This window comes from Tsukamurella sp. PLM1, from assembly GCF_023168325.1.
Taxonomy (GTDB): Bacteria; Actinomycetota; Actinomycetes; order Mycobacteriales; family Mycobacteriaceae; genus Tsukamurella.
In genome coordinates this window covers 186,450-200,343 of sequence record NZ_AP025688.1, presented here as the reverse complement: position 1 = coordinate 200,343, position 13,894 = coordinate 186,450, and the positions used below count along the sequence as shown (strand labels likewise).

Here is a 13,894-nt window from a genome sequence, read left to right as displayed (position 1 = left end):
ACGCATCCGGTGTGACCATTCCACCCGTCGCGGCCCCTGACGATCTCAAGGAGCACACATGGCTACCTCTCTTGCCGTCTCGGCACTCACCCTGCGCTGGCCCGACGGCACGACGGTCTTCGACGACCTCAGCTTCACCATCCCCGCCGGCCGAGCGGCCCTGGTCGGCGCCAACGGTGCGGGCAAGAGCACGCTGCTGCGCATCCTCGCGGGGCGGATCACCCCGACGGCGGGCTCGGTGAGCGGCGCGGGTGTGGTCGGCTACGTCCCGCAGCATCCCCAGGCCGAGCCCGACGACTCGCTCGCCGACGCGCTCGGCATCGGCGGCACCGTCGCCGCCCTGCGCCGTATCGAAGGTGGCTCGGCCGAGCCCGAGGACTTCGAGGCGGTCGGCGACGACTGGGACGTCGAGGAACGGGCGACCGCGGTCCTCGATGGACTGGGCCTGCGGCTGGGGGCCCTGGACCGCACTGTCGGGACGCTGTCCGGCGGCGAGGCCACCCTGCTCGCCATCGCCGGACAGCTGCTGCGCCGACCCGACACCCTGCTCCTCGACGAGCCCACCAACAACCTCGACCAACGCGCCCGCGGCCTGCTGACGGACGCACTGGAGCGGTTCGCCGGCACGGCCGTCGTGGTCAGCCACGACCTCACGCTGCTTGAGCAGATGGACTCGACCGTGGAGCTGTACCGCGGGGCGGTCCGCGTGTTCGGCGGCCCGTACTCGCGCTACCGCGAGATCCTCGACGCCGAGCAGGCCGCCGCGGAGCAGGCCGTCACCTCCGCGAAGGTCGACCTCAAGGCCCAGCGCCGCGACCTGGTGGAGGCGCAGATCAAGCTCGACCGTCGCGCCCGGTTCGCGGCGAAGGCCGAGGCCGAGAAGCGGGTACCCAAGATCATCGCGGGGCTGCGCAAGAACGCCGCGGAGGTCTCCGCCGGGAAGCATCGCGGTCTGCACGAGGACCGCGTCGACTCCGCGCGGGACGCGCTCGATCAGGCACAGGAGGGCCTGCGCGACGACCGCAGCGTCCGCATCGCGATGCCCGAGCCGGGGCCGGGCGTGCACCGCACGCAGCTCGACGACGGTCCGCTCCAGGTCACTGGCCCGGAGCGGGTCGCGCTGGTCGGCCCGAACGGGGCCGGGAAGACGACGGTGCTGCGCCGCGCGATCGCCGCCGCCCGGGCCGCCGATCCTCCGACGGTGATCGGCTACGTCCCGCAGGACGTGCGGTTCGGGCCCGCCGGCGCCGAGAGCGGAGCGAGCGGGTCGCATGACGCCGAGGAGGGCACGCTCATCGACGCGGTGCGCGACGCCCATCCCGGCCTGGACGCGCAGCAGTGTCACGCCGCGCTCGCGCGGATGCTGTTCCGGGGGCGGCAGTCCGAGCGGATCGTCAGCAGTCTCAGCGGCGGCGAGCGCCTGCGGCTCGCGCTGGCGATCGCCCTGCTCGGGGACCCGGCACCGTCGACCCTGGTACTGGACGAGCCCACCAACAACCTGGACGTGCCGTCGGTGGAACTGCTGGTGGAGGCGCTGAAGTCCTGGGCGGGCGCGCTGGTGATCGTCTCCCACGACCGCGCGTTCCTCGACCGGGTGGAGCTGACCCGCGAGGTCGAGATCACCGGCTGATCCCCCGCGTGGTGCGGCGGATCGGCCGATGTCACGACGGCGCCGGCCCGGGCGAGCGTGCGTCCGGTGTGCGTTCGAGGGCGTCGATCCTGTCCTCGAGGAGTCGGAACATCGTGCGCACGTGGCGGGCATCGATGAGGGCGTCGTGGTGGCCTGCGGGGTAGTCGGGGAGCGAACGGCCGAACACCGCGGCGTACTCCCGCACGTTGCGCGTGGCCATGGGTAGCCAGCGCGGCTGTCGGTCCATGTCTCCCCAGATCTGCATGAGGGCGATCTGATCCCAGGCGCCGAAGTCGGCCCAGAGCGAGGAGGGCCGCGGTTCGAAGAACTCCTGCAGGCGTTCGCGCAGCTCCGCATCGGAGCGCCGCGGCATCCCCGTCACGCCGGGGAGCACGTACTCCGCGAGGAACGGATCGGCCGCGGCCCGCTTCCTGTCGTACTGATCGGAGTGCTCGTAGAACTCGCGCCCGGTGTCCGAGACGACCGCGATCGAGATGAGGCGGATGCTCACGCCGTCCCAATGGAATTCGGTGTCGTAGAAGTACCGCGCGCCGTCCGGGGCGGCGGAACGGGCCGACGCCCCCGTCGGATACCCGCCTCCGCCGCGCCGGCGCAGCAGTGCCACGGCGGGCGGCCTACCGCGCGAGCAGGGTCGGCACAGCGGTCATCCGATCATTTTGTCACAGCGCAACCGTGATCCGGTACATCCGGGCGGAGGCGGTTCACCGTCCGACTTGCAAATCCCCTTACGGGAGGGTAGAGTCTGGTCCGGTTCGCGCGGAGTCGCGCACCGCCGCGATGACCCGCAACCGGGCTCGGCCGCGCTGCGCACACCACACTCGGAGGGTTCGGATCTCGATGTCTCGACAAACAGGCGTGCCGCAGGTGATTCGGGGAAGCGACGTCGCCGCCGCGCTGCGGAGCCCGAGGCGCCTCAAGACGGAGTCGCTCGCCGGCCTCGTCGTGGCGCTGGCGCTGATCCCGGAGGCGATCTCGTTCTCGATCATCGCCGGCGTCGATCCGCGAGTCGGCCTCTTCGCATCGTTCACCATGGCCGTCACGATCGCCGTCGTCGGCGGCAGGCCGGCGATGATCTCCGCCGCCACCGGCGCGGTGGCGCTCGTCGTCGCACCGATCGCGCGCGAGCACGGGCTGGATCACCTGCTGGCCACCGTGATCCTCGCCGGCGTACTCCAGGTCCTGCTCAGCGCGCTGGGCGTCGCCAGGTTGATGCGGTTCGTCCCCCGGTCGGTGATGATCGGTTTCGTCAACGCGCTGGCCATCCTGATCTTCCTCGCCCAGCTCCCGCACATGACCGACGTGCCGTGGCAGGTGTATCCGATGATCGCGGCGGGTCTGGTCGTTCTGGTCGGCCTGCCGAGGCTGACCACCGCGGTGCCGGCGCCACTGGTGGCGATCGTGCTGCTCACCGTCGTCACGATGGGTTTCGGCCTGGGAGTGCCGAGCGTCGGCGACGAGGGGGAACTCCCGAACACGCTGCCGCAGTGGCTGATCCCCGATATCCCGTACACCCTGAACACCCTCGGCCTCATCGCACCGTACGCGCTGGCGGTGGCGCTCGTCGGGCTCCTGGAGTCCTTGATGACCGCCAAGCTCGTGGACGACATCACCGATACGCACTCCGATAAGACCCGCGAGGGCTGGGGGCAGGGCGTCGCCAACGTCGTCACCGGCTTCTTCGGCGGGATGGGTGGCTGCGCGATGATCGGCCAGACCATGATCAACGTCAAGAGTTCCGGTGCGCGCACCCGGATCTCCACCTTCCTCGCCGGCGTCTTCCTCCTGATCCTCGTCGTGGGCCTCGGCGACCTCGTGGCGCAGATCCCGATGGCCGCCCTGGTCGCGGTCATGGTGATGGTCGCGGTCGGCACCTTCGACTGGCACAGCATCGCGCCGGCGACGTTGCGCCGCATGCCGCGCAGCGAGACCGCCGTCATGGTGGTCACCGTCGCGATCACCGTCGCCACCCACAACCTCGCCTACGGTGTCATCGGCGGCGTCATCGTCGCGACGTTGCTGTTCGTCCGCCGGGTCGCCCACTTCACCGAGGTGACGGCCGCCGACTCCGACGACGCGACCACGCGCACCTACCACGTGCGCGGGGAGTTGTTCTTCGCCTCCAGCAACGACCTGGTCTACCAATTCGACTACGCAAACGACCCCGCGCGCGTGGTCGTCGATCTCTCGGGCACGCACGTGTGGGACGCCTCCACCGTCGCGGCGCTCGACGCGATCGAGACCAAGTACCGCGGCAAGGGCAAGGAGGTCGAGTTCGTCGGGCTCAACCCGGCCTCGGCGGAACGGCACGACCGGCTCAGCGGCCACCTGGGCGGCGGGCATTAGGCTCGCGTCATGGCTGACGAGACGGAAGGCGGCAGGCTGCTGCAGATCGGCCAGGTCGCGGAGGCGACGGGGCTGTCGCTGAAGACCATCCGGCACTACGACGAGGTGGGGCTGGTCGAGCCCTCCGAGCGCAGCCCCGGTGGGTTCCGCCTGTACACCTCAGCCGACGTCGAGCGCCTCCTGGTCATCCGCCGGATGAAGCCCCTCGGCTTCTCGCTCGAGCAGATGCGGGACCTGCTCGCCGCGCTCGACACGCTCGCCGACCCGGCGTCACCGTCCGAGGTGCGGGCCGACGCCGCCACCTTCGTCGATCAGTGCTCCGCGGCGGCACAGCAGCGCTGCTCGGAACTGCGGACGCAACTGCGGATCGCGGAGGAGTTCGCCGACACCCTGAGCGGCCTCGCCGGTCAGAGCCGGTAGCCCTCGAGCCCCAGCCAGCCGGCCATCTCGGCGACGGTCTTCTCCAGCGCCGCTTCCGCTTCCACGTCGCGACCGCCGGGTTCCCACGTGGTGGAGTGGATCAGGAGCTCGCCCGCGGCGCGATCCGCCTTCACGTCACAGCGGGCCACGATGCGGTCGCCGAAGACGAACGGCAGCACGTAGTAGCCATGTACGCGTTTGTGTTTCGGCGTGTAGATCTCGATGCGGTAGCGGAAGTCGAACAGCGCCTCCGCCCGCTCGCGCTGCCAGACAACGGGATCGAACGGCGAGAGCAGCGCCCGCACCGCGATCGCCCGCGGGCGCTTGGCCTCCGCATGCAGATAGACGGTGCCCGGCCACCAGTCGGCCTCCACCGGCACGAGTTCGCCGGTCTCGACGAGCTTCTCGACGGCGGGCGCAGCCTGCGCCGTCGAGAGTCGGAAGTAGTCGCGCAGGCACCGCAGCGTCCCGATGCCGTGCGCCTTCGCCGACTGCCGGATCAGCTCGACGAACGCGTCCTCGTCGGACACCTCGTGCTCGGCGAGGTCCCCGAGTACCGTCGGAGTGAGGGCGTACAGCCGCTCGAACTGGCTGGTGCGGCCGGCGCTGGTGACCTCGCCCGCTTGGAAGAGCACCTCCAGCCCCTCCTTCACCGACGACCAGTTCCAGCCCCAGTGCGTCTTCTCCACCACCTGCTCGTGCTCCAGGTGCGCCTCGAGCGCGCGGGCGGTGAGCGGCGGCAGCTCGGCGAGCGCGCCGCGCAGCCGGTCCAGTTGGCCGGGGTGTCGGGAGTCGTAACCCGCGAACCGCTGCGCCACCCGGTCCGCGGTCCGACGGTGCCGCAGCAGCGGCCAGGTCTCGGGAGGCACCAGCGACGCCTCGTGCGCCCACGCCTCGACGAGCCGCCGCGGGTTCTTGTCGCGGGCTCGGTCGAGCAGGGCGGTGTCGTAGTCGCCGAGGCGCGCGAAGACCGGCAGGTACTGGCTGCGGGCGACCACGTTGACGCTGTCGATCTGGATCAGCTTGAGGCGGTCGATCGTCTTCTGGACCTGGCGCATCGTGGGTGTGGATGTGCCGGCGAAGCCGGACTCGAAACCCTGTGCCGCGAGGGCGATCCGCCGCGCCTGGGGCTGGCTGATCCTCATGCGCTCGGCGCGCCCGCCAGCCGCGGGAAGAGGTACAGCTCCAGCATGGGGGCGATGGTCACGCCGCCGTGGTCAGCGGGGTCGATCCAGCGGGCCTCGGCGATCTCGGCCGCAGCACGCGGCTCCACCCTCAGCTCCGTGGCGAACACGGTGGACTCGATATCGGTGTTCGCCTCGTTCGCGGCGGGGCCGCGCCACGACACCAAGTGCGTGAGGTCGGCCGTCGTCAGCGCGACGCCGAGCTCCTCGTCGATCTCGCGAACCGCGCAGTCGATCGCGGCCTCCCCGGCTCCAGCTTGCCGCCGGGCAGCATGAACGCATCAGTACCCCGCTTGCGCACCGTGAGCACCCGCCCGGTCTGGTCCCGGAAACACACCGCCGCCACCGTCAGCACGTCCATGCCCGCCACCCTAGCGACCACGTATGACAACTTCCGTCGCCCCGTCCCGTTGCTTCCGCACCCTATGGGGAGCCGGCGTCCTGCACCCGCGTCCCCGCGCGCCACCGCTCCCTATAGGGAGCCGGCGCCCCCGACTACAGCCGGCGTCCCCCCAACTGCAGCTGGGGGAGACCAAAATCCGCCGGGGACACCACGCCCCTACAGGGAGCGGGCATCACGCTCACGCCGGGGACACCACGTCCCTACAGGGAGCGGGCACCCTCAGCATTCGGGGACGTTCACCGCCAACCCGCCGAGGGAGGTCTCCTTGTACTTCGAGAGCATGTCGGCGCCGGTCTGGCGCATGGTCTCGATGGCCTGATCCAGCGAGACGCGGTGCGTGCCGTCGCCGTGCAGCGCGATGCGGGCGGCGTTCACTGCCTTCACGGACGCGATGGCGTTGCGCTCGATGCAGGGGATCTGCACGAGCCCGCCGATCGGGTCGCAGGTCAGGCCCAGGTTGTGCTCGATGCCGATCTCGGCGGCGTTCTCCACCTGCGCGGGCGTGGCGCCCATGATCTGCGCCAGCGCACCGGCCGCCATCGAGCACGCGGAGCCCACCTCGCCCTGGCAGCCCACCTCAGCGCCGGAGATGGACGCCCGCTTCTTGTAGAGCACCGCGATCGCGGCGGCGGTCAGTAGGTAGTCGCAGATCACCTCGTCGCGCCGCGCGGCCAGCGAGGACCGGAACCGCAGCGCGTAGTACAGCACCGACGGCACGATCCCCGCCGCGCCGTTCGTCGGGGCCGTCACGATCCGCCCGCCGCACGCGTTCTCCTCGTTCACCGCCATCGCGGCCACGTTCAGCCAGTCCATGGCATCGGCACCGTCGGACTCGATGAGCCGGCGGTACAGCCCCGGCGCGCGCCGCTTGACCCCCAACCCGCCGGGCAGCACGCCCTCGGCCCGGAACCCGCGCTCAATGCACGCCCGCATCACCGACCAGATGTGCAGCAGCCCGTCACGCACCTCGCGTTCCGCGATGTCCGACGGTCCGCCGTGCAGCGCGATCTCGTTCTCCAGCATCAGCTGCGGCACGGTCAGCCCCGTCCGGGGGCAGAGCTGCAGCAGCCCGGAGGCGGTGTCGAAGTCGTGCGGGACTCCGCGCGTCCCGGCGAGCGGGTTCACAGTGGCGGCACCCGACTCGCGCTCCACGAAACCGCCGCCCACGGAGTAATAGACGGCCTCGTGCGTGCCGCCATCCGCCAGCTCCACCCGGAACCGGATCGCGTTGGTGTGCCGGGGCAGCACGGTGAGCGGATGCAGCACGATCTGCTCGGTGCAGAGCGGCACGTCGGTCGCCCCGGCGAAGCGGATCCGCCGGGTGGCCTCGATCTCCGCGCCGCGCTTGTCGACGTAGTCCGGATCCACCGTCTCCGGGCGGTTGCCCTCGAGCCCCAACAGCACCGCAGTGAACGTCCCGTGCCCGCGCCCGGTCGCCGCGAGCGAGCCGTAGAGATCGACGTGGACCGCGCGCACCGTCGGCGTGGCGGACCGCAGCTCGTCTGCGAAGTCCGCGCCCGCTCGCATCGGTCCCACGGTGTGCGAGCTCGACGGGCCGATACCCACCGAGAACAGGTCGAACACACTGATGGTCACGTCTCCAGCCTAGGCCCCATACAGTGGACGTATGGGCGACGCCGGAGAACTCGACATCGACGCGCTGCTACTCCCCGGTAAACGGAAGTACACGTTCCGCGAGCTAGCCGAGCAGGGCGGCATCGACGTGGAGGACCTGCGCGTCTGGTGGACCTCCGCGGGCTTCGCGGACCTGCGCGACGACGACCAGAAGGCGTTCACTCGCGACGACGTGGCCATCGTCAAGGACCTCGCCGAGCTGTATCACAGCGGGGCCGTCGAGTCCCAGGACGTGGTACCCGCGGCGCAGTCCCTCGGCCAGGCGATGTACCGGCTCGCGGAGTGGCAGTCGGGGATGGTCAAGCAGTACCTCGACGCGGCCGACGACGCCGGCATCAAGGACCCGCTGGGCGGCGCTGCGAAGGTGATCGACCGGATGGAGAACCTGCAGGCGCACATCTGGCGCCGACATCTGGCCACCGCTCTGCAGCGGATCGTGACCCTGGAGGACACGGACGCGCTCACCGCCCGCATGGCCGTCGGCTTCGCCGACATGGTGGGCTACACCCGCCTGAGCCGCGGCCTGGCGGTCGAGGAGCTGAACACGCTGGTCGCCACCTTCGAGGCCCGCATGCAGTCGGTGATCTACGGGGGCGGCGGATGGATCATCAAGGGCGTCGGCGACGAGGTGATGTTCGCCGCCGAGGAACCCGCCGCCGCGGCCCGCATCGCGCTCGAACTGCAGGCGCCGCACGAGTACCCCGAGCTCGACGCCATCGAGATCGAGTTCCCCCAGCTGCGGGTCGGAATGGCGTACGGCGAGGTGCTGCAGCGCTACGGCGACCTGTTCGGCAGTGTGGTGAACCTGGCCGCGCGCCTGACCAGCGCCGCCCGGCCGGGCACGGTGCTGATCGACGACAACTTCACCCAGGCCGTCGCCGAGGCCCCCGACCTCGGAACGAAGAGCCTGCGCGCGTACCGTGCCCGCGGCTTTCGCGCGGTGCACCCGCACCTGTTGCGGTACAGCAAGGACGCCGTCGCCGCGATGGAGGCCGAAGCCGCAGAAGCGGCGGCAGCAGAAGCGGCGGCAGCAGAAGCGGCGGCCGCGGAGGAAGCCGTCGAGACCGATGCGCAGCCCGTCGAGAAGAGCAAGAAGAAGTAGCGGACCCGCCGGCCTCAGGCCGCGGCGAGGGCGACCGGGCGAGGGCGCGCTCCCAGCAGCTCGCGGTGCACGCCGCCGACGAACTCGATCATCGAGCCGCCCAGCGCGTCGCACACGCTGGCGAGGACCTCCGACGAGGCCTCCTTGCGCCCGCGCTCGACCTCGGAGAGGTACTGCGTGGAGACGCCCGCCTCCCGCGCGACCTCGGCAAGCGTGCGACCCTGCCGCGTGCGCTCCTGCCGCAGCACCCGGCCGAACACCTCGCGCAGCAGCGGCACGCGGCGGGACGGGAGCCTCCACCGGCTCGTGCGTCTCGATACTCGCCACCCCGCTCGTCATGCGCACGAGCCTATCCGACGGTGCGCTCGTGCGGCGGAGCGTTCACGGTGGGCGTAACCGGCGCGTCGCGGTCCGGCGCGCCCCGCCCGTTCCCGGGTTCGACGGTGCCCCCGTCCTCCGGCGCACCGTCCTCCGCGGCGTCTTCGGTGTCGTCGTCGCCGAGCGGGTGCGCGAGTTCGTCGGGTCCCATCCGGGCCCAGAGGATCGCGGCGGCGGCGAACGGAATGGGCAGGATCGCGGCCAGCACGAACGTGGTCGTCAGCCCGATCAGGTGGCTCACCGGGCCGGCCAGAGCGAGCGACAGCGGCATGAACACGAGCGAGACGAAGAAGTCCAGGCTGGACACGCGCCCCAGCAGGCGGCGCGGCACCCGGCGCTGCAGCAGCGTCCCCCAGATCACCACCGGCGCCTCGAAGACCACGCCGAGCGCGAAGCCCGCGACCACCATGACCAGCACGTTCGTCGCCGTCCCGTACACGGCGAGCGGCAGCGCGCCGACGCCCCACAGGCACATCATCACCGTGAGGTATCGGCGCGGCAGCTTCCGCGACGCCATGAACAGCGCACCCGCGACTCCGCCGAAGCCGTACGCGGCGAGGATCATCGAGTGGTCCGACGGTCCGCCGCCCGCGTGGTCCTTGATGGCGAACGGCAGCAGCACGTCGAGCGGGCCGGCCACGAGCAGCACCAGCAGGCTCGCGAACAGCAGCGTCGCGAGCAGCCACGGGGTGCGGCGCACGTACTGGACGCCCTCCCACAGCTCGCGCAACGGGTGGCCCGGCTCCCCGGCCGGCTCGGCACCGTCGTCCTCGAGGCGGATGAGGGCGACGGAGATCGCCCCCACCACCGGCAGCAGGCCGGCGACCACGAGCGCGAGCCCCGGCGAGGCCGCGGCGATGAGCCCACCGGCGATCGCCGGGCCCACCGCCATCGACGCGGCGGGGCGCACCGCCGACTCGTAGCCGTTGACGGCCAGCAACTCGCCCGGCGACACGAGTCGCGGCACGAGCGCCGAGTACGCGGGGAAGTAGAACCCCGAGACCAGGCCCAGCGCGAACGTCGCTCCCAGCATCATCGGGACGGTGATCGCCTCCGCCAGCACCAGGACGCCGACGCCGCCGATCACGACCGCGTTGAGCACCTCGAGCACGAACAGGATGCGTTGCTGCGGTAGCCGATCGGCGAGCACGCCGCCCGCGAGCGTGGAGACGAGCAGGCCCGCCGCGGCACCGCCGGAGACCACCGACACGCTGGTGGGCGAGCCGCCCATGCGGATCACCTGCCACACCATCGCGATCATCCACATGCCGTCCGCGATCAGCGCGCACAGCAGCGTGACGAACAGGAACCGGTAGTTCCTGCGCAGCAGCGGCCGCAGTATGCGGGGCACACGAGAGCGCGCGGCGGGATCGGTGGGCATCCCTCAACGGTGCGCCGATCCGCGCCCGGGATCAACCGGTTTTTCCACTTGCCATCAACCTCGGTCGAGGTATGAGCGTCCGTGACATGACGATCCCGTCCGCCCGCTCCGCACCGGCCCGCCGCCGGAGTGCGGTGATTCCGGCCGGGGTCCGTTCGCGCTGATCTCGTTCCTGACGCGTTCGAGGCACTCGCCGTCGGGACGGATCCTGGCGACCGGAGCGATGCAGCAGCGTCCCCGCTGCTCGGGTGGTCGCTCGTGCTCGCGGCCCTCGCCGGGGTCGCGACGTCAGTCGACCGGGGAGACCCGCACGTGGTTGCCGTCGGGGTCGGCGATCACGAAGGTGCGGCCGAAGACGTCGTCGTGGATGTCCTCCACCACGGTGTGGCCCTTCGCCGTCCACGCGGTGTGCAGCTCGTCGATCGCCTCCGCGGCCCCCGGCACCATGAGCCCTACCTCGGACAGGCGCGGCACCTCCGGCGTGACGACGTCCCGGCGGCGGCTCCACAGCGCGAACAGGACCCCGTCCGCGACCTCGTACGCGACGTAGAAGGGCGAGACGAAGACGGGCTCCATCTCGAACAGGTCCGAGTAGAAGCGCGTCGAACGCTCGGCGTCGGAGACGTAGATCAGGAACAGGTTGGGTGCGCGCATGAGATACCTCTCGTCGTTGCGGAAATCGGTTCGGCAACAACGGTGACAGCTGAATATGACATCTCATGTCATATTCATGGGGCGCTTCGCGAAATCGGGCGCGGCCGCCTCGCGGAGCAGGTGCATCGCGCGACGCACCACGGGGTTCCGGCACTCGGAGTCCTTGACGTAGGCCACGATCGTGCGCCGCGGCGCGGGGTTGCACACGTCGACGGCGACGGTGCCCGGCGGCAGCTCGGTGGCCCCGAGGCGCGGCAGCACGGTGACGCCGACGTCCCGCGCCACGAACCGCAGCGCGGACGGGTAGTCGGTGGTCTCGACCACGAACCGCGGCATGAACCCCGCTGCGGCGCAGGCGTCGAGCACCGCCTGCCGGCACGCACCCCGCCGCACGTCGTTGTCGATCCAGCGCTCGTGCTCCAGCTCGGCCATGTCCACCAGCGCGCGACCGGCGAACTCGTGCTCCGCCGGCACCACTGCCACGTAGGACTCCACCACCAGGTCCTCGTGCGAGTAGCCCTGCACCGCGGTGGTCTGCGCGTGCTCCTGCCGCACGGCGACGGCGATGTCCGGCCGCCGGGCGGCGATCTCGTTCACCTCGTCCTCGATCCGCAGCCGCAGGCGCGTGTCGGGGAACTCGGCGGCCAGGGTCTGCACGACCGCCGGCATCCAGTGCGTGCCCGCCGTCGCGAACACGTTCATGGTGATCCGGTTCGCCTTGCCGGCCCGCAGGTCGTCGACGGTGGCCCCGAGCGCGTTGAGCTGCTCCAGCACACCGTCGGCCTCGCCGGCCAGCACCCGGCCGGCGGGAGTGAGTTCGACACCTCGCCCCACCCTTTCCAGCAGCTTGAGACCCGTCTCCCGCTGCAGGGCCGCGACGTGCTGCGACACCGCCGACGGCGTGTATCCGAGGCTGGCCGCCGCGGCGGCGACGGAGCCCGTGGCCGCGACGGAACGGAAGATCATGAGTCGGTGCGCGTCGAGCATGGTTCTCTCCATTCAGTCTTACTGAATCGTAATGCAGAAACGTTCGCTTGTGCTTATGTCGAGCCACGCGCACCGTGAAAGGCATGACGAAACAACTCCCCGCCCTGGCCCTGGTCGCGACGATGCTCGCCTGGGCGTCGGCGTTCGTGGTGATCCGCTCCCTGGGCGCGCACGTCTCGCCGGTGGCGATGGCGGAGGGACGCCTCCTGGTGGGCGCCGCCGTGCTCACCGTGATCTGGGGCATGAACGCCCTGTACAACGGGGTGTCCGGCTGCCTCGCGGGCGGATGCTCGCGCTCACCGTCGGGTACGGCGCCCTATGGTTCGCGCTGTACACCGTGCTGGTCAACGCGGCGGAGCAGCACCTCGACGCCGGCACCACGGCGCTGCTGGTGAACATCGCACCGATCATCGTCGCGGTGCTGGCCGGCGCCTTCCTGCAGGAGGGCTTCCCGCCGCTGCTGGTGGTGGGCATCGCGATCAGCTTCGCCGGGGCCGCGATCATCGCCTTCACCGGCGACGGCCGGCGCGACGGTGCCGGCGTGGCGCTGGCGGTCGCCGCCGCCCTGCTCTACGGGATCAGCGTGGTCGCCCAGAAGCTGGTGCTGCGCACCGTCGATCCGCTCACCGCGACCGCGCTCGGCGCGATCACCGGCGCCGTCGTCCTGCTGCCGTGGGTCCCACGCCTGTTCGACGAGCTGGCGGCCGCGCCCACGTCGAGCACCGTCGGGATCGTGTACCTGGGCCTCGTGCCCACCGCGCTCGCCTTCCTGCTGTGGGCCTATGCGCTCGCGCACACGTCCGCGGGGGTCACGGCCTCGTCGTCGTACGCGGTGCCGGGCCTGTCCATCCTGCTGAGCTGGGCCTTCCTGGCGGAGACGCCCACCGCGTGGGGCCTGCTGGGCGGCGTCCTGTGCCTGGTCGGCGTGGCGGTCTCGCGGCTCACCCCGCGACCTCCCGGCACAGGACCGACGGCCACCCCCGCACGTCCTGCGGAGTCCGCGCGACCGACATCGTCGCCCGCGGGAGCGTCCTGCTGAGCGCTTCGGCCGTCGAGACCGGGTGCGCCGGATCGTCGATCCAGGCCAGGACGGTGACGGGCACGTCGATGCGGGCGATCTCCCCCAGCGCGGGGAGATCGCTCGCGGCGGCGCCGCGGAAGAGCGAGGGCAGGAGCGATTCGGGGACGTCGGGCCGCGTCGGCGGGTGTTCGACGGTGGCCGGAGGCGGCGCGGCGCCCTCCCCCACGGCGAGGAACGCCTCCAGCCCGCGCTCCTCGATCGTCGTTGCGGCGGCGCGGTATTCGGCGGCCTTCGCGACGCGCGTCTCCCACGCGGTCGGCGGCACCATGAGGGTGAGCCCGCTGAACCGTTCCGGCTCGCGCACGGCGGCGTGCAGCAGTGTGCCGGTGCCCATCGACGGCCCGACGCCGTGCACCCGCTCCCCGGGGAACCAGTGGTCGAGGAGCCGCAGCAGGTCGTCGGCGAGGTTCGGCCACCGGTAATCGCCCGGAATCGCTCGGCCCGTGGAGGATCCGTGTCCACGGGCGTCGTAGCGCAGCAGCCGCGTGCCGCTGAGGCCGCGCCCCAGGTCGAGGTCGAGGACCCGGTCGCGGGCGCGGCTGGAGGTGAGGCCGTGCAGCTGCACGACGGGACGGCCGTGCTCGTCGCTGTACTCGACGGCGAGCCGGGCGCCCGGGACGTCGAAGCTGGTCATCCGGCCTTCTCTCGCCGCGCGGAGGGTTCGTTGGAGGGCTA

Annotated in this window: 16 protein-coding genes; 6 read left to right on the top strand and 10 right to left on the bottom strand. The window is 71.4% G+C overall.

The window, feature by feature from the left end:
- Positions 1–58 precede the first annotated feature (58 nt).
- Entirely contained in the window at positions 59–1,630 is a 1,572-nt protein-coding gene (locus MTP03_RS01050; protein ID WP_248490199.1) for an ABC-F family ATP-binding cassette domain-containing protein, read from the top strand.
- A gap of 31 nt (positions 1,631–1,661) precedes the next feature.
- On the opposite strand, the gene MTP03_RS01045 is transcribed toward MTP03_RS01050, so the two are convergent.
- Positions 1,662–2,255: a 3'-5' exoribonuclease gene (locus MTP03_RS01045; RefSeq protein WP_248490198.1), complete on the bottom strand. Its 594-nt coding sequence runs from the start codon at positions 2,253–2,255 to the stop codon at positions 1,662–1,664.
- 233 nt (positions 2,256–2,488) lie between these two features.
- Between MTP03_RS01045 and MTP03_RS01040 the strand changes: the two genes are divergently transcribed.
- Together MTP03_RS01040 and MTP03_RS01035 are read left to right on the top strand one after the other, a co-directional pair.
- Positions 2,489–3,994 carry a SulP family inorganic anion transporter gene (locus tag MTP03_RS01040; protein ID WP_248490197.1) on the top strand — a complete coding sequence of 502 codons (1,506 nt, stop codon included), beginning with the start codon at positions 2,489–2,491 and terminating at the stop codon, positions 3,992–3,994.
- 9 nt (positions 3,995–4,003) lie between these two features.
- A complete protein-coding gene (locus MTP03_RS01035; RefSeq protein WP_248490196.1) occupies positions 4,004–4,414 on the top strand; it encodes a MerR family transcriptional regulator in 411 nt (136 codons plus the stop codon).
- Here MTP03_RS01035 and MTP03_RS01030 read toward each other — a convergent pair.
- The 4 genes from MTP03_RS01030 to MTP03_RS01015 all read right to left on the bottom strand — a co-directional run bounded on the left by MTP03_RS01030 (position 4,402) and on the right by MTP03_RS01015 (position 7,597).
- Positions 4,402–5,559 (bottom strand): winged helix-turn-helix domain-containing protein, encoded by a 1,158-nt coding sequence (locus MTP03_RS01030; RefSeq protein ID WP_248490195.1) that lies wholly within the window; start codon positions 5,557–5,559, stop codon positions 4,402–4,404. The two genes, MTP03_RS01035 and MTP03_RS01030, sit on opposite strands and share 13 nt — an antisense overlap.
- Positions 5,556–5,789 carry a hypothetical protein gene (locus MTP03_RS01025; protein WP_248492344.1) on the bottom strand — a complete coding sequence of 78 codons (234 nt, stop codon included), beginning with the start codon at positions 5,787–5,789 and terminating at the stop codon, positions 5,556–5,558. The genes MTP03_RS01030 and MTP03_RS01025 overlap by 4 nt, the downstream gene beginning before the upstream one ends.
- Positions 5,786–5,980, bottom strand: coding sequence for a hypothetical protein (locus MTP03_RS01020; RefSeq protein ID WP_248490194.1), 195 nt, complete (start codon positions 5,978–5,980; stop codon positions 5,786–5,788). The genes MTP03_RS01025 and MTP03_RS01020 overlap by 4 nt, the downstream gene beginning before the upstream one ends.
- 240 nt (positions 5,981–6,220) lie before the next feature.
- On the bottom strand, positions 6,221–7,597 hold the full coding sequence (locus MTP03_RS01015) for an L-serine ammonia-lyase (RefSeq protein WP_248490193.1): 1,377 nt from the start codon (positions 7,595–7,597) through the stop codon (positions 6,221–6,223).
- 31 nt (positions 7,598–7,628) lie between these two features.
- Here MTP03_RS01015 and MTP03_RS01010 point away from each other — a divergent pair, with 31 nt between their 5' ends.
- On the top strand, positions 7,629–8,738 hold the full coding sequence (locus tag MTP03_RS01010) for an adenylate/guanylate cyclase domain-containing protein (RefSeq protein ID WP_248490192.1): 1,110 nt from the start codon (positions 7,629–7,631) through the stop codon (positions 8,736–8,738).
- Between the two features lie 14 nt (positions 8,739–8,752).
- Here the strand turns inward: MTP03_RS01010 and MTP03_RS01005 are convergent, their stop codons facing one another.
- The 4 genes from MTP03_RS01005 to MTP03_RS00990 form a co-directional block, all read right to left on the bottom strand.
- On the bottom strand, positions 8,753–9,016 hold the full coding sequence (locus tag MTP03_RS01005) for a helix-turn-helix domain-containing protein (RefSeq protein ID WP_248490191.1): 264 nt from the start codon (positions 9,014–9,016) through the stop codon (positions 8,753–8,755).
- A gap of 71 nt (positions 9,017–9,087) precedes the next feature.
- Positions 9,088–10,497 (bottom strand): MFS transporter, encoded by a 1,410-nt coding sequence (locus MTP03_RS01000; RefSeq protein WP_248490190.1) that lies wholly within the window; start codon positions 10,495–10,497, stop codon positions 9,088–9,090.
- Positions 10,498–10,785: 288 nt separating this feature from the next.
- The gene (locus tag MTP03_RS00995) at positions 10,786–11,151 is read right to left on the bottom strand and encodes a VOC family protein (protein WP_248490189.1); all 366 of its coding nucleotides are present in this window, start codon (positions 11,149–11,151) and stop codon (positions 10,786–10,788) included.
- A 63-nt stretch (positions 11,152–11,214) separates the two neighbouring features.
- Entirely contained in the window at positions 11,215–12,138 is a 924-nt protein-coding gene (locus tag MTP03_RS00990) for a LysR family transcriptional regulator (RefSeq protein ID WP_248490188.1), read from the bottom strand.
- 83 nt (positions 12,139–12,221) lie between these two features.
- Between MTP03_RS00990 and MTP03_RS00985 the strand changes: the two genes are divergently transcribed.
- Both MTP03_RS00985 and MTP03_RS00980 read left to right on the top strand, forming a co-directional pair.
- The gene (locus MTP03_RS00985; protein WP_248490187.1) at positions 12,222–12,533 is read left to right on the top strand and encodes a DMT family transporter; all 312 of its coding nucleotides are present in this window, start codon (positions 12,222–12,224) and stop codon (positions 12,531–12,533) included.
- A complete protein-coding gene (locus MTP03_RS00980) occupies positions 12,425–13,177 on the top strand; it encodes a DMT family transporter (RefSeq protein WP_248490186.1) in 753 nt (250 codons plus the stop codon). Before MTP03_RS00985 ends, MTP03_RS00980 begins: the two co-directional genes overlap by 109 nt.
- Here MTP03_RS00980 and MTP03_RS00975 read toward each other — a convergent pair.
- Positions 13,080–13,853: an alpha/beta fold hydrolase gene (locus MTP03_RS00975; RefSeq protein ID WP_248490185.1), complete on the bottom strand. Its 774-nt coding sequence runs from the start codon at positions 13,851–13,853 to the stop codon at positions 13,080–13,082. The genes MTP03_RS00980 and MTP03_RS00975 overlap by 98 nt on opposite strands.
- Positions 13,854–13,894 lie beyond the last annotated feature (41 nt).

What these genes read in the sequence shown, in the direction of transcription:
- MTP03_RS01050 (WP_248490199.1), top strand. Translation starts at nt 59, where the DNA reads ATGGCTACCTCTCTTGCCGTCTCGGCACTCACCCTGCGCTGGCCCGAC.
- MTP03_RS01040 (WP_248490197.1), top strand. Translation starts at nt 2,489, where the DNA reads ATGTCTCGACAAACAGGCGTGCCGCAGGTGATTCGGGGAAGCGACGTC.
- MTP03_RS01035 (WP_248490196.1), top strand. Translation starts at nt 4,004, where the DNA reads ATGGCTGACGAGACGGAAGGCGGCAGGCTGCTGCAGATCGGCCAGGTC.
- MTP03_RS01030 (WP_248490195.1), bottom strand. Translation starts at nt 5,559, where the DNA reads ATGAGGATCAGCCAGCCCCAGGCGCGGCGGATCGCCCTCGCGGCACAG.
- MTP03_RS01010 (WP_248490192.1), top strand. Translation starts at nt 7,629, where the DNA reads ATGGGCGACGCCGGAGAACTCGACATCGACGCGCTGCTACTCCCCGGT.
- MTP03_RS01000 (WP_248490190.1), bottom strand. Translation starts at nt 10,497, where the DNA reads ATGCCCACCGATCCCGCCGCGCGCTCTCGTGTGCCCCGCATACTGCGG.
- MTP03_RS00995 (WP_248490189.1), bottom strand. Translation starts at nt 11,151, where the DNA reads ATGCGCGCACCCAACCTGTTCCTGATCTACGTCTCCGACGCCGAGCGT.
- MTP03_RS00990 (WP_248490188.1), bottom strand. Translation starts at nt 12,138, where the DNA reads ATGCTCGACGCGCACCGACTCATGATCTTCCGTTCCGTCGCGGCCACG.
- MTP03_RS00985 (WP_248490187.1), top strand. Translation starts at nt 12,222, where the DNA reads ATGACGAAACAACTCCCCGCCCTGGCCCTGGTCGCGACGATGCTCGCC.
- MTP03_RS00980 (WP_248490186.1), top strand. Translation starts at nt 12,425, where the DNA reads ATGCTCGCGCTCACCGTCGGGTACGGCGCCCTATGGTTCGCGCTGTAC.
- MTP03_RS00975 (WP_248490185.1), bottom strand. Translation starts at nt 13,853, where the DNA reads ATGACCAGCTTCGACGTCCCGGGCGCCCGGCTCGCCGTCGAGTACAGC.